Origin of the sequence: Pseudomonas sp. NPDC079367 (assembly GCF_044542195.1) — a bacterium.
In the GTDB taxonomy this organism is placed as follows: domain Bacteria; phylum Pseudomonadota; class Gammaproteobacteria; order Pseudomonadales; family Pseudomonadaceae; genus Aquipseudomonas.
Genome location: NZ_JBITTW010000009.1, coordinates 54,880 through 67,283, shown reverse-complemented (window position 1 = coordinate 67,283; position 12,404 = coordinate 54,880). Strand labels below are relative to the sequence as shown.

General features: G+C 59.8%; 14 protein-coding genes. 6 read left to right on the top strand and 8 right to left on the bottom strand.

From position 1 onward, the window contains the following. Nucleotides 1–32: 32 nt before the first annotated feature. Entirely contained in the window at nt 33–308 is a 276-nt protein-coding gene (locus ACIGDJ_RS11140; protein ID WP_101158575.1) for a hypothetical protein, read from the bottom strand. A 76-nt stretch (nt 309–384) separates the two neighbouring features. Continuing rightward, complete coding sequence (locus tag ACIGDJ_RS11135; protein WP_397478392.1) at nt 385–1,134, bottom strand: DUF899 domain-containing protein; 750 nt, start codon at nt 1,132–1,134, stop codon at nt 385–387. Between the two features lie 174 nt (nt 1,135–1,308). Here ACIGDJ_RS11135 and ACIGDJ_RS11130 point away from each other — a divergent pair, with 174 nt between their 5' ends. After that, nucleotides 1,309–1,701 carry a transcriptional regulator gene (locus tag ACIGDJ_RS11130; protein WP_101158577.1) on the top strand — a complete coding sequence of 131 codons (393 nt, stop codon included), beginning with the start codon at nt 1,309–1,311 and terminating at the stop codon, nt 1,699–1,701. Between the two features lie 134 nt (nt 1,702–1,835). On the opposite strand, the gene ACIGDJ_RS11125 is transcribed toward ACIGDJ_RS11130, so the two are convergent. The 3 genes from ACIGDJ_RS11125 to ACIGDJ_RS11115 form a co-directional block, all read right to left on the bottom strand. Next, on the bottom strand, nt 1,836–2,705 hold the full coding sequence (locus ACIGDJ_RS11125; protein ID WP_397478391.1) for a DUF6279 family lipoprotein: 870 nt from the start codon (nt 2,703–2,705) through the stop codon (nt 1,836–1,838). A gap of 77 nt (nt 2,706–2,782) precedes the next feature. Then, a complete protein-coding gene (locus ACIGDJ_RS11120; RefSeq protein WP_101158579.1) occupies nt 2,783–3,499 on the bottom strand; it encodes a TorF family putative porin in 717 nt (238 codons plus the stop codon). A 202-nt stretch (nt 3,500–3,701) separates the two neighbouring features. Next, entirely contained in the window at nt 3,702–3,890 is a 189-nt protein-coding gene (locus tag ACIGDJ_RS11115) for a hypothetical protein (RefSeq protein WP_016985943.1), read from the bottom strand. Nucleotides 3,891–4,230: 340 nt separating this feature from the next. Here ACIGDJ_RS11115 and ACIGDJ_RS11110 point away from each other — a divergent pair, with 340 nt between their 5' ends. The 3 genes from ACIGDJ_RS11110 (at nt 4,231) to ACIGDJ_RS11100 (ending at nt 6,769) form a co-directional block, all read left to right on the top strand. Then, a complete protein-coding gene (locus tag ACIGDJ_RS11110) occupies nt 4,231–5,067 on the top strand; it encodes a S1 RNA-binding domain-containing protein (RefSeq protein ID WP_016771157.1) in 837 nt (278 codons plus the stop codon). A gap of 97 nt (nt 5,068–5,164) precedes the next feature. Then, nucleotides 5,165–5,557, top strand: coding sequence for a DUF2177 family protein (locus tag ACIGDJ_RS11105; RefSeq protein ID WP_101158580.1), 393 nt, complete (start codon nt 5,165–5,167; stop codon nt 5,555–5,557). A gap of 282 nt (nt 5,558–5,839) precedes the next feature. Then, complete coding sequence (locus tag ACIGDJ_RS11100; protein ID WP_101158581.1) at nt 5,840–6,769, top strand: DMT family transporter; 930 nt, start codon at nt 5,840–5,842, stop codon at nt 6,767–6,769. Here the strand turns inward: ACIGDJ_RS11100 and ACIGDJ_RS11095 are convergent. After that, nucleotides 6,717–7,898, bottom strand: coding sequence for an MFS transporter (locus tag ACIGDJ_RS11095; RefSeq protein ID WP_312996528.1), 1,182 nt, complete (start codon nt 7,896–7,898; stop codon nt 6,717–6,719). The genes ACIGDJ_RS11100 and ACIGDJ_RS11095 overlap by 53 nt on opposite strands. A 104-nt stretch (nt 7,899–8,002) precedes the next feature. Here ACIGDJ_RS11095 and ACIGDJ_RS11090 point away from each other — a divergent pair, with 104 nt between their 5' ends. After that, nucleotides 8,003–8,896, top strand: coding sequence for a LysR substrate-binding domain-containing protein (locus ACIGDJ_RS11090; RefSeq protein ID WP_397478390.1), 894 nt, complete (start codon nt 8,003–8,005; stop codon nt 8,894–8,896). Nucleotides 8,897–9,038: 142 nt separating this feature from the next. Beyond that, nucleotides 9,039–9,167, top strand: coding sequence for a PA1414 family protein (locus tag ACIGDJ_RS11085; protein WP_003198971.1), 129 nt, complete (start codon nt 9,039–9,041; stop codon nt 9,165–9,167). Between the two features lie 160 nt (nt 9,168–9,327). On the opposite strand, the gene ACIGDJ_RS11080 is transcribed toward ACIGDJ_RS11085, so the two are convergent. Together ACIGDJ_RS11080 and ACIGDJ_RS11075 are read right to left on the bottom strand one after the other, a co-directional pair. Then, nucleotides 9,328–10,707: a sodium:solute symporter gene (locus ACIGDJ_RS11080; protein ID WP_101158584.1), complete on the bottom strand. Its 1,380-nt coding sequence runs from the start codon at nt 10,705–10,707 to the stop codon at nt 9,328–9,330. A 153-nt stretch (nt 10,708–10,860) separates the two neighbouring features. Then, nucleotides 10,861–12,363, bottom strand: a complete 1,503-nt coding sequence (locus tag ACIGDJ_RS11075) for a cytosine permease (RefSeq protein ID WP_312996545.1) — start codon at nt 12,361–12,363, stop codon at nt 10,861–10,863. Between the last annotated feature and the right edge of the window lie 41 nt (nt 12,364–12,404).

The window sequence follows — 12,404 nt, the reverse complement described above, 5'->3', positions numbered from 1 at the left end:
AAAAACCGGACATCGTCCGGTTTTTTTTCGCCTCAACTGTCGGCCTTCTTCTCTGCCGAACCCAGTTCCTTCAAGCGCTGATCGATCAACTGGCACTTGTCCGGCAGATCGGCGCTCGCCGTGTCCAGATCCATCTTCTGCAACTCGGCGTTGATCTCTTTGGCTTTTGCAGGATTCTGCTCGGTGAGCTTCGAGACTTCCTTGGCCAGTTGTTCGCGTTTGATCGTCGCCTCTTCCGGCGTGCAGGCCCAGACGGGCAGGGCGCAGGCAAGGGTGGCGGCGAGAGACAGCTTGATCAGGGTTTTCATGGGCAGGCCTCAGTTCCGGTTAAGGCAGACAAGCGGTTGAGGGCTGAAGCCTGGCAAAAGTTCAGAAACCATGACATCAACGTTGTTGCGCTCGATCGGCATGGCAGCAGCCCTGCTTCGGCGCACCGTCATACCGATCGTGATGCCGCACCCATTCCATGATCTCGTCCTCGTTGCGGCCCTTGGGTGTCAGATCAAGGTAGTGGTAAGCGCCAACCAGCATGTCCAGGCCGCGCGCGTAAGTTGAATAGGTGTGGAAAATCTCGCCTTGATCGTTGCGATAAAAAACGCTCAGCCCCGGCATTTCTTCCTCGGCGCTGTCGGTCTTTTCGTAGTTGTACGTAGCCTTGCCCTCAGCGACGTCTGCAGCCCGGGCGCAGACGCCGAAGTCGTAATTGAAATCGCAACCTTCTGACGACACCCAGTCGAACTTCCAGCCCATGCGTTTTTTGAACGGCTGAAACTCGCAGAACGGCGCGTGGGAAACGGCGACTACGGCAACGTCGTGGTGGGCCAGGTGCTGGTCGGCGCCGTCGATGTGGTCGCTGAGGAAAGAGCAGCCCGGGCAGCCTTCCTCCCAGCCCTTGGCGAACATGAAGTGGTAGATGATCAACTGGCTGTTCGTGCCGAATAGATCAATAAGCTTCCGCTCACCGTTCGGGCCCTGGAAGTGATAGTCCTTGTCTACTTTCACCCAAGGCAGAGCACGGCGCTCGGCGCTGAGGCGATCGCGTTCCCGGGTGAAGGCTTTTTCGTGGGCCAGATGCTGCTGACGGGCGGCGAGCCATTCTTGGCGTGATACCACCGGATGGTGCGTAACGTTCATGACCATGTCTCCTGCGGGTTGAACCGGCTGTTTCAGACTAGTCGTTCAACAGCCAGGGGAATCGACACACCGCCGGTCGGTCGGCGCATGAATATGCGGCTGAACGGCTGCGCAGCGCTTCGGTCACAACCTTGAACGCGGCACACATCACCCCGCACCGGAGGTTGGATCAGGATGACGACTTATAACTGGGATTTGATTGAACGTTTGCTGCACGAAGTGCAGAACAGCGCTGGTCACAGCTTTGCCCCGCGCGCTTATGCCGAAGACCATGCAGCCGAGAAAGCCAGCGCTGGCGAGCCGATCGACAATCTCGATCACTTGAAAACCCTCGCCTGTGATTACGAGAAGCTCCTGCTTGAACGCGGATTCATCGAGCCGCGTCCGGATCATGAAGGCAGCACCGGCAACAATTTCATTCTCACGCCGCGCGGTTCCAGCCTGTTGAGCCTGATCGACAGCAGCATTCCGGGCAATGACCATCCGCGCCAGGTGCTGGATGAGCAGGAGGATGCGCTGGATGAGCTGACGTTTGATGAAGTGGCGTCAAAAGCCCAAATCGCCTGATTTTGTTGAAGGCCAGCTGAAAGGAAAGCTGTGGGAGCGGGCTTGCTCGCGAATACAGTCTGTCAGTGATATCTGGACTGCCTGACACACCGCATTCGCGAGCAAGCCCGTTCCCACATGCGAGCCGAGTGATCTCAGGATTTTTGTGCGGCTTTGAGACACTTCAGGTCATTGAAGTCTTTGCGTACCCCTTCGATCTTCTTCAGCAAGCGCTCACGCTGTTGCGGCGTGCTCTCGGCCATCAGGTCGACAAACAGCGCGCGCGCTTGAGCCTCAGTATTGGCGTAGGCCTTGCGGTAATCCGCTGTCCATAACTGCTCGCGGTTGACCAGAAGTGTCTCGATGCGTTGTGGGAATTCGGTACTTTTACGTTGCCCAACGGCCGCACTGAACTGTTGTTGCCAGTGCGCACGGTTGGCGATCCATTGGGTGTTTTGGTCGCCCAAGGCGTTGGTCCAGGCCACGACGCGTTGCTTCTGTGAGTCGCTGAGCGGACCCAGCCAGTCGTTCAGGCGTTTTTCCATGCGTTCGCCACGTTCCTTGATCTGCTGGGCCAGCGGCGGTTTCACGTATTCCTGCTGGCGTTTGCGCAAGTCCTTGGCGAAGGCGTCATTCATTTCCGCGACCTGTTTATCGTCCAGCCCCTGGAGCAACTCGATGGCCGATGGGGTAATTTCCCGGGCGGTGTCGGCGATGGCCTGTTTGGCTTCGGCGGTGCGCTCCTGGAGGGCGGCGTCGGTGACCTGATTGCTTTCGACCATGGCCTGTAAACGGTCGAGCCAGTCCAGGTAACCGGGTAACTGCGTGGTGCAGTGCCAGCTCAGGTGCTCCTTGAGCCGGTCGTTGAACCAGTCTTTCTGCTCGCCGTTCATGTCCACGTAGTCGCTTAGCGACCACGGGATAATCACATCGAGATTGCGGTAGGCCAGGCCTACGCGGCTGCAGGCGCCGAGGGCGAGGGTGAAGATCAGCAGGGTGGCAATCTGTTTGAACCAGCGAGACATGGGCAAATCCTTGCGAGAGCCTGGCGTCGGAAATCTGATTCTTATGTGATGCAGGATGCGCGCGGCAGTTCAGCCGATCAATAGAACGTGCGCACGGCCTTGAGGGTAACGAGGCCGTCGCACTCGCTGTTGTGCCCGGAATAGGCCGAGCAATCACTGCCGCTGAGGCTGGAGTCGCTGTAGATCAGATCAAGATCGACGCCCATGAAGGGGCGCGACAGTTTCACCGACCAGTCAGTGAAACTGCTGATGTAACCACCGTCCACCGCCGCCGGTGTATTCAATTGGTGCGTGGTGTATTTCATGCTCACGCCAATGCCGAACGGCTGATTGCCACTAAGGTCGGCAAACAAGGTGTTGTTCTGTTTATCCGGGTCGTTGCTCAGGGCGATGCCAAAGCGACTGCCGAGCAGGGTCAGGCCACCAAACAGCTCCTGGCTGTCGAGCGTGTCGAGGCGGGGATAGCTGTAATGGATCATCCCGACTTCATAGCCGAGCACCTGATCGAAAGGCTGCTTGAAGCCGACGTAGGAATCGATCTCGAGGTTCTTGCCCGGCGTGATGCCCATGCTCGGCGCGTACTGGCCGAAATACACGCCGCTGTCGTGGCTCAGATCGAGGCCGCCGTGGAACGAACCTACCGCCGCCGGTTTGACCAGGCCTTGGGCCATGCTGCGGCTGGGCGTGGTGCCGAGCTTGAGATCGAAGTCGCCCAGCTCACCCTGGAAAACCTGCGCGTGCGCGGCCGTGCCTGACAGCAGGCTGACGAACAATAAACAGGGAAATGGGCGCATGCGTCACTCCATGAACCGCGAGCGCAGGGCGAAGGCCTGCTGAAACGCTTGATCTAGACGCGTGCAAGGATACCGGCGAATGCGCGGCATTGATGGCCGTTCGTCGATTTTCAGGGATTTTGTTTGGAACGAAGGAGGGGGGCGTAATGCCAGTCCAGGCGCTTCGAAGCTCAAAGCGCCTTTGGACGGGGTGAAACCGGTATTACTTTTTGCCCAGGCTGATCTGCTTGGACGGGCCGAACGTCTGGCCACTGACGCCTTTGGCAATTTGCTGGATTTCGCCGCCGGACTTCAGGAACGCTGCGATCTGATCGTTGATCGATTCGCTGGTTTCAACGGCTGGAGCTGGCTTTGCTTTGCTGGTGGATGCTTTTACACGCATGGCGGCCATTAACCTGTAGAAAAGTAACTCGGCCAGGCATCGTACAGGATTAACTTGACAATAGCTTGGTAAATATCCCCCGGAATAACCAACCGCAGCGCTGCAATATTGCCGGTTCGATATTTTGACTGTGCCGCTAAGCTGCTGTTTTAAATAAGAACATTTGCTCCCGGCGAGAAAGCTGGGCGCACCCGCAAGCCGCTTGGCCGAACTGACGAGCGGCGCCTCACCGAGCACTGACCGAGGAAAATCAACACATTGACGCTGATCGGCCCGGTGCGAAGATCTGTCGCCCGCCGTTATCGGGAAAAACGGGTAGAATGCCGCCCACGTATTGAGGGTTTCGGAAATGGCTTTAGTCGGGCGTTACAACAGTTTGCAAGTGGTTAAACACACTAACTTCGGTTTATATCTGGATGGCGGTGCCGATGGCGAAATTCTTTTGCCCAACCGTTATATCCCCAAAGATATCCCCAGCGAAGATGAAGACTGGCTCAACGTATTCATCTACCTGGACAGCGAAGACAAACTTCTCGCCACCACGGAAAAACCGAAAGTTCAGGTCGGCGAATTTGCCAGTCTGAAAGTGGTTGAAGTCAACAGCATCGGCGTATTCCTCGACTGGGGCTTGCCAAAGGATCTGTTGCTGCCGTACTCGGAAGAAAAGCGCCAGATGACCGCTGGCGAATATTGCGTGGTGCATGTCTACCTCGACAAACACACGCGCCGCATCACCGCCACCGCACGCCTCGATCGTTACCTGGACAAGACCCCGGCTACTTACAGCCCGGGCCAGGAAGTCGATCTGCTGGTGGCCGAGGCCACCGACATGGGCTTCAAGGCGATCATCAACAACAAGCATTGGGGCCTGATTCACAAGAACGAGATCTTCAAGTTCATGCGTTCGGGCATGCGCGAGAAAGGTTTCATCAAGGAAGTGCGCGCCGATGGCAAGATCAGCCTGAGCCTGCAACCGGTTGGCCAGGAAGCGGCCAGCAGCCTGAGTTCAAAGATCCTTGGCAAGTTGCGTGAAAACGATGGCACCCTGGCAGTCAGTGACAAGAGTGATCCGGCGTTGATCAGCAGCCTGTTCGGCGTCAGCAAGGGCAATTTCAAGAAAGCCATCGGCTCGCTGTACAAGGAAGGCAAGATCGTCATTCACGCCGATCGCATTGAACTAACCTGACTCCCCGCAGGCCCATGGTAGGAGCTGCCGAAGGCTGCGATCTTTTGATCTTGATCTTGCAAATCGGCGGCTCCCACATCTAAGGGGGGGTGAGCCAATGAAAAAGGCGCTGATCGCATACGTCTCGACGCTACTGACGTTTCTTCTGCTCGACGGTATCTGGCTCGGGCTATTGATGGCGCCGACCTATCGCGAACTGCTCGGTTCGCTGATGCTGGAAAAACCGCTGCTGTTGCCCGCAGCGGTTTTTTATTGCCTGTACGTTATCGGCTGCGTGGCGTTTGTGGTGTTGCCGGCGCTGAGCTGGCAGCGGGCGGCGAAGCTGGGTGCGCTGTTGGGGCTGGTGGCCTATGGCACCTATGACCTGACCAATTGGGCGACCCTGCGCGAGTGGTCGGTGCAGGTGAGTTTGATGGATTGGGCGTGGGGAACGGTGGCGACTGCAGTTGCTTGCACTGTGGGTTATTTGGTGGCGAAGCGGTTTGCGTGAGCGGGTCCGGCAGTTGTGTCGGCAATGCTGGCCTCTTCGCGACCAAGCCCGCTCCCACAATGAATTCCCGTCGTTCACAAATTCCACTTCCACCACAAATCCCCTGTGGGAGCGGGCTTGCTCGCGAATGACGGCGCAGCCGGCGGCCATTGAGCGCTGACGCCGCTGACCAAATAAAGGTCTTTTCCAGACGGCTTTTTCCCCGCATCTGATTGATAATCCCCGGCACTGTTTCCTGACCAATGGATGGCCTGCCATGTTGTGTGTGTTCGAGGTGTTGCGGTGAGTGCCGAGCGGCGCAATGCCGACGGGTTTGCCCTGCAAGTGATGATCGGCCTGTGCCTGATCTGGGGTGTGCAGCAAGTCCTGATCAAATGGGCGGCGACGGACATCGCGCCGGTGATGCAAGCGGCGGGGCGTTCAGGAATCTCGGCGTTGCTGGTCGGTTTGCTGATCTGCTGGAAGGGCGGCTGGGATCAGGTCGGCAGCACTTGGCGCGGCGGCTTGCTGGCCGGTGCGCTGTTTGGTCTGGAGTTCCTGTTCATCGCCGAAGGTCTGCAATTGACCACGGCCGCGCACATGTCGGTGTTCCTGTATACCGCGCCGATCTTCACTGCACTTGGCGTGCATTTCCTGCTCGCCAGCGAGCGCCTGCGACCGTTGCAATGGCTGGGTATTCTGCTGGCCTTCATCGGCATCGCGATTGCCTTCGCCGGTGGGGTGTCGTGGGACAACCTAGATCGGCGCATGCTGCTGGGCGATGCCTTCGGCGTGCTGGCGGGCGCCTGTTGGGGCGCGACGACTGTCGTGGTGCGTGCCTCGCGATTGTCCGAAGCACCGGTAACGCTGACCCTGTTTTACCAATTGATGGTCGGTTTCATCGGCCTGCTGTTGATCGCGTTGTTCAGTGGCCAGATCACCCATGTCAGTCTGACCACGGTGGCGGTCGCCAGCGTGCTGTTTCAGGGCCTGGTCGTGTCGTTCTTCAGTTACCTGGTGTGGTTCTGGCTGCTGCGCCGTTATCTGGCGGCGAACCTTGCGGTGTTCTCGTTCATGACGCCGTTGTTCGGCGTGACCTTCGGCGTGCTGCTGCTCGGCGAAGAACTGAGTGTGAATTTCATCATCGGCGCAGTGCTGGTGCTGCTCGGCATCACTTTCGTCAGCGCCGAGCAGTGGTTGCGTCGGCGTTTGCGCAAGGCGCTGGGTCAGTAGCCTTGGCCTGGATCGCCAGCGCGCCGGCCGCCAGCAGGCCTGCGCCGGCGATCAGCAGCGCCGGCTGCAGACCGCCGCTGAAATGGCTGCTCAGCGCCGCCAGCAACGGACCGCAGAGCTGGCCGACGGCGAAGCACGCGGTGAGCATGCCGGCATTACGCTGAATGGCGTGGGGCGCCAGTTCCCGCGAGCGCTGCATGACCAGTTGCATGCAGGCCAGAAACGGCGTGCCGCAAAGCATCACACCCAGCGCCAGGCCGAGGCCGCTGCCCAGCAGACAGGCGAACACACCGGCCGCTTGCAGCCACAACGTCGCCATCAGCCAGTGCCGCGTGGTCTCGGGATCATGTCGGCGCAAGCTCACCAACCACACTCCGATCGCCGCGCCGAGGCCAAAGCAGGGCCAGAACAGATCGGCCTGCCACTGGCCATGAAATTGCGCATTAGCCATCTGCGCCAGAAAGGTCGCCGGAATGATGTAACCGACGCCGTACAGCGCATACACCAGCGCCAGCCGGCCGATGCCTCGGCTGGCTGATGTTGCGGGAGCGATCGCCGTCTTCGTGACCGCCGTGGGCTGCGGCAACAACCGCCAGACGCTTAGCATCATCAGCAACGCGGCGGCCGCATAAATCAGCCACAGGGTTGCCGATGTCTGCTGCAAACGATGTGAGACCAGCGCCAGCAACCCTGTCAGAAAAATCCCCATACCCGGTCCGGCAAAAACCAGAGCCCCCCAGCGCGGACGACCCGCTGCCGCCGCCAGCGGCTGGCTGAGCGAAGTGATCATCACCAGCACCCAGGCGCTCGCCACACCGGTACCAAAGCGCAGCAGCAGGTGCGACCAGAAACCGTTCGCCCAGAACGACGCCAAAGTCAGCACCACGCACAGCCACAACCCACCATGCAGACGTCGCTGCACTTGTTGCGGACGCTGCGCGAGCATCGCATCCAGCGCACCAAGCAGATAGCCGAGGTAGTTGGCCGCCGCAATCAGACCGGCGGCGGTGAGGTCGATCTGCCCTTCACTGAGCAGGTGCGGCATCTGTGGCGTCAAGGCGAAACGGCCGATGCCCATCGCCATCATCAGGGCAACAAAACAGGCGGATAAACGTGTCAGCGGCGACATGGTCGGGCTTCCTTCAAAGGAACAATGACCGTCAGGCTAGGATCGATTGACTTTCTTTAAAATTGAATAATAGTGAGCAACTTGTTCTGTTGAGGAGAAAGCAGATGGAGTTCAGCCAACTGCGGATTTTTCAGGCAGTCGCCGAGGAAGGCTCGATTACCCGCGCCGCCGAGCGCCTGCATCGCGTGCCCTCGAATCTGTCGACCCGCCTGAAACAGCTCGAAGAGCAGTTAGGCGTAGAGCTATTCGTCCGCGAACGGCAGCGCTTGCAGTTGTCGCCGGCGGGCAAGGTGTTGCTCGACTACACCGGCAAACTCTTTGCGCTGCGCGATCAAGCCAGCGCGGCGGTGATGGGCGGGCAACCGGCCGGCGATTTCGTGCTGGGCACCATGTACAGCACGGCGGCGATCCATCTGCCGGCGTTGCTGGCGCGGTATCACAAGCAATACCCGATGGTGAATTTGCAAGTCCAATCGGCGCCGACCGGGGAATTGCTCGAAGGGTTGCTCACCGGCCGCCTCGACGCCGCATTGGTCGACGGCCCGCTGGAACTGGCCGGGCTCGATGGCGTGCCGTTGTGCGAGGAGCGCTTGGTGTTGATCACGGAAATCGATCATCCGCCGGTACGCAGCGCGCGGGACGTGGAAGGGCGTTCGGTGTTCACCTTTCGTCAGGGCTGTTCATATCGCATGCGCCTGGAAGCGTGGTTTTCTCATTACCACGCAGCGATGGGGCGGCCGATGGAGATCGAGTCGTATCAGGGCATGCTCGCCTGCGTGATTGCCGGCAGCGGTGTGGCGTTGATGGCCGAGTCGATGCTCGTCAGCCTGCCAGGTCGCGAGAGCGTTGCGGTGCACCCGCTGGCCGAGCCGTTCGCGGGTGCGACAACGTGGCTCATGTGGCGCAAGGGCATGGCCGGGGCCAACCTGAATGCCTGGATCGACGTGCAGCAAGCGGTCTATCCCGTGGCTTTGAATGAAGTGCGTGAAACAGCATGAACCAATGTCCACAGATTCTGTTCAATTCAGTAACAGATCATTGCGGATTTGGCCGAGCATTGCGTAGGACTTCGGACTATTATCAGTGCGAAGCGGCCTCAGAATTCCGGTCGCTCAGCACCACCCTGAAGGGGGCATGACTATGAAAGAGAAAATTCAGAACTGGCTGCACGATTTGGGTGTTGCGCTCGGCTTGATCGAACCGCCAATGCAACCTGTGCCGATCCGCACCGATGACGAGCAGCGCCGCCGCCAGCCACGTCGCCGTTAATACCAGCGATCAGAGATTTCAAGATCGCAGCCGTCGGCAGTTTCTACAAAGTGTAGGGGCTGCCGAAGGCTGCGATCTTTTGTTTTTTATCAGGCAAAAAAACGGGTGTGGCTACCGACGCCACACCCGCTGAAGAAAGCAACAAGTCGTTACACCAAGTTCAGATCGCAGGCGCCACAGCCGCCGGGCGCGGCGAGAACAGACTGACCAGCACGAAGCTCACCAGGCTGACACCGAGGCTGTAATAGATCGGCGTATTCGCGTCCATGCCGTCCTTCACCATGAACACCAGCGCAGTGATGAAGCCCAGCGTCATCGCACTGATAGCACCAGCGGTGGTCGCGCGTTTCCAGAAGATCGCGCCCATCAGCGGAACCAGCATGCCGCCGACCAACAGGTTGTAAGCCAGCGTCAGTGCACTGATCACGTCATTGACCACCAGAGCGATGCCCAGCACCGCCACCCCGGTAAGCAGGGTGAACAGACGGCTGACGGCGACGTTCGACTGTTTGCCGCCACGCAGTTTCGGCAGCAGGTCTTCGGTCAGCGTGGTGGAGGCGGCGAGCAGTCCGGCGCTGGCGGTGGACATCATCGCCGCCAATGCAGCAGCGATCACCAGGCCACGGATGCCGTCAGGCAGCGAGACTTTGACGATGGCGGCGAAGGCGTTGTTGACGTTGTCCAGATCCGGAATCAGCACATGCGCGGCCATGCCGATCAGCGCGCAAACCAGACCGTAGATGATGCAGTAGATCCCGGCCGAGGTGCCGGCGTACCTGGCGACCTTCTCGCTTTTGGCAGTGAACACGCGCTGCCAGATGTCCTGGCCGATGAGGATGCCGAAGAAGTAGATCATGAAGTAGGTGATGATCGTGTCCCAGCCGATGCTGGTGAAGTTGAAGCTGGCCGCCGGCAATTGCGCGACCAGTTGATCCCAGCCACCGACGCGGTACAGGCAAATCGGCAACAGCAGGAACATCAGGCCGACGGTCTGGATGCCGAACTGGACGATGTCGGTCAGGGTCAGCGACCACATGCCGCCAATCGTCGAATAGATCACCACGATACCGCCGCCCAGCAACACCGAAATCCAGAACGGCAGGCCGAACAACACTTGCAGCACGGTGCCGATCGCCAGGATCGAGGTCACGCCGATCATCAACGCGTAAGCAAGCATGATGGTTGCGCTGGCGGTGCGGGCCATCGGGTTGTAGCGCTTTTCCAGCACCTGGGTGACGGTGAATACCTTCAGCTTCAGTAGCGGTTTGGCGAGGAACAGGTTCAGCGCGACGATCCCGCAACCCAGTGCCGCGCACAGCCAGAACCCGGAGATGCCATGCACGTAACCCAGCCGCACGGTGCCGACGGTGGACGCGCCACCGAGGACGGTCGCCGCCATGGTGCCCATGTACAGCGAAGGCCCAAGATTACGCCCGGCAACCAGATAGTCTTCATGGGTCTTGGCCTTGCGCATGCCGTAGTAGCCGAGTATCAGCATCGCAGCGGCATAGATGAGTACGACGAATAAATCCAAAGCCATGATGGCGTGTCTCCAATTGTCTTTTTTATGGTGAGGCTGAGTTCAGATCCCGGTGGGAGAGGGCTTGCTCGCGAAAGCGGTGGGTCAGTCACATCAATGGTGGATGTGCTGCCGTCTTCGCGGGCAAGCCCGCTCCCACGGGTTCGAACTGCATCAGGCGGCCTGACGCAGTTCGGGTTTTATGGCGGCTTCGCTGCGCACATCCTTCGGCCCGAACACTTCTGCAGGTTCGGGAAACAGGCGCAACAGCGTCAGATACACCACCGACGCCAGGCCCAGGGTCACCGGCAAACTGACGTCGATGCCGCCGGCCAGTTCGCCCAGCGGACCGACGAACTGCCCCGGCAGGTTGACGAAGCACAGGCCCACCAGCGCACTCGGAATCCATGCGCCGAGACCGCGCCAGTTCCAGCCGTGGTTGAACCAGTAGCGTCCGCCCTGTTCGCCGCGGGTGAACACTTGCAGATCATCCGGGCAATAGAAGCCGCGCCGCACCAGCAGGCCGATGATCATGATCACCATCCACGGCGTGGTGCAGGTGATGATCAGCACGGCGAAGGTCGACACGCTCTGCACCAGGTTCGCAGCAAAACGGCCGATGAAGATGAAGGCAATCGACAGCACGCCGATCAGCAACGTCGCCTTGACCCGCGACAACACGCGCGGGAACACGCTGGACATGTCCAGCCCGGTGCCATACAGCGACGTGGTGCCGGTGGACATGCCGCCGATCACCGCAATCAGGCACACCGGCAGGAAGAACCAGCTCGGCGATACGGCCAGCAAGCCGCCGACATAGTTGTTTGCGGCGATGTAGTCCGGTGCCTTGATCGCGACGATGGTCGCGGTAGCGAGGCCGAACAGAAACGGGATCAACGTTGCCAGTTGCGCGGCGATCACCGCCAGCATGATCCGGCCTTTCGGTGTCTCACGCGGGATGTAGCGGGACCAGTCGCCGAGGAACGCGCCGAAGGAAATCGGGTTGCTCATCGCCACCAGCGCTGCGCCGATGAACGCTGCCCAGAACCCGGCCTGACCCAGCGCCACGCTGCCGGCGTACTGGCTGTCGAAGGCAGGGGCGAAGGCGAAGATACCCAGCAGGAACAACAGGCTCGCGGCCCAAACGGCGATGCGGTTGACCCACAGCATGATGCGGAAACCGTAGATGCACACGGTCAACACCAGCAGCGCGAACAGACCGTAGGCCAGGCCCAGGGTCAGGTCGGTTTCCGGCAAATCAACCAGGCGTTTGGCGCCGCCGACCAGCGCATCACCCGAGCTCCAGACTGACAGCGAGAAGAACGCAATCGCCGTCAGCAACGACAGGAACGAACCGACGATCCGCCCGTGCACGCCGAAGTGCGCACCGGAAGACACGGCGTTGTTGGTGCCGTTGAGCGGGCCGAACAGGCCCATCGGCGCGAGAATCAGCGCACCCACCACTACACCCAGAACAATCGCCCAGACACCGGCCTGAAACGACAGACCGAACAGCACCGGAAAACTGCCCAGCACCGCGGTGGCAAACGTATTGGCGCCGCCGAAGATCAAGCGAAACAGGTCGCTGGGTCGGGCGTCGCGCTCATGATCCGGGATCTGTTCGACCCCGTTTGTTTCGATGCTGCTAAGGCTTTTTTCGTTGTTGTTGTTATTCATGATCTGCTCCGATCATCAGGCGCGCTCATCGTGCGTGAGCG

Bases quoted from the DNA above. Each gene is read 5' to 3' on its own strand.
- ACIGDJ_RS11140 (WP_101158575.1), bottom strand. From the start codon at position 308: ATGAAAACCCTGATCAAGCTGTCTCTCGCCGCCACCCTTGCCTGCGCC.
- ACIGDJ_RS11135 (WP_397478392.1), bottom strand. From the start codon at position 1,134: ATGAACGTTACGCACCATCCGGTGGTATCACGCCAAGAATGGCTCGCC.
- ACIGDJ_RS11130 (WP_101158577.1), top strand. From the start codon at position 1,309: ATGACGACTTATAACTGGGATTTGATTGAACGTTTGCTGCACGAAGTG.
- ACIGDJ_RS11125 (WP_397478391.1), bottom strand. From the start codon at position 2,705: ATGTCTCGCTGGTTCAAACAGATTGCCACCCTGCTGATCTTCACCCTC.
- ACIGDJ_RS11120 (WP_101158579.1), bottom strand. From the start codon at position 3,499: ATGCGCCCATTTCCCTGTTTATTGTTCGTCAGCCTGCTGTCAGGCACG.
- ACIGDJ_RS11115 (WP_016985943.1), bottom strand. From the start codon at position 3,890: ATGGCCGCCATGCGTGTAAAAGCATCCACCAGCAAAGCAAAGCCAGCT.
- ACIGDJ_RS11110 (WP_016771157.1), top strand. From the start codon at position 4,231: ATGGCTTTAGTCGGGCGTTACAACAGTTTGCAAGTGGTTAAACACACT.
- ACIGDJ_RS11105 (WP_101158580.1), top strand. From the start codon at position 5,165: ATGAAAAAGGCGCTGATCGCATACGTCTCGACGCTACTGACGTTTCTT.
- ACIGDJ_RS11095 (WP_312996528.1), bottom strand. From the start codon at position 7,898: ATGTCGCCGCTGACACGTTTATCCGCCTGTTTTGTTGCCCTGATGATG.
- ACIGDJ_RS11090 (WP_397478390.1), top strand. From the start codon at position 8,003: ATGGAGTTCAGCCAACTGCGGATTTTTCAGGCAGTCGCCGAGGAAGGC.
- ACIGDJ_RS11085 (WP_003198971.1), top strand. From the start codon at position 9,039: ATGAAAGAGAAAATTCAGAACTGGCTGCACGATTTGGGTGTTGCGCTC.
- ACIGDJ_RS11080 (WP_101158584.1), bottom strand. From the start codon at position 10,707: ATGGCTTTGGATTTATTCGTCGTACTCATCTATGCCGCTGCGATGCTG.
- ACIGDJ_RS11075 (WP_312996545.1), bottom strand. From the start codon at position 12,363: ATGAATAACAACAACAACGAAAAAAGCCTTAGCAGCATCGAAACAAAC.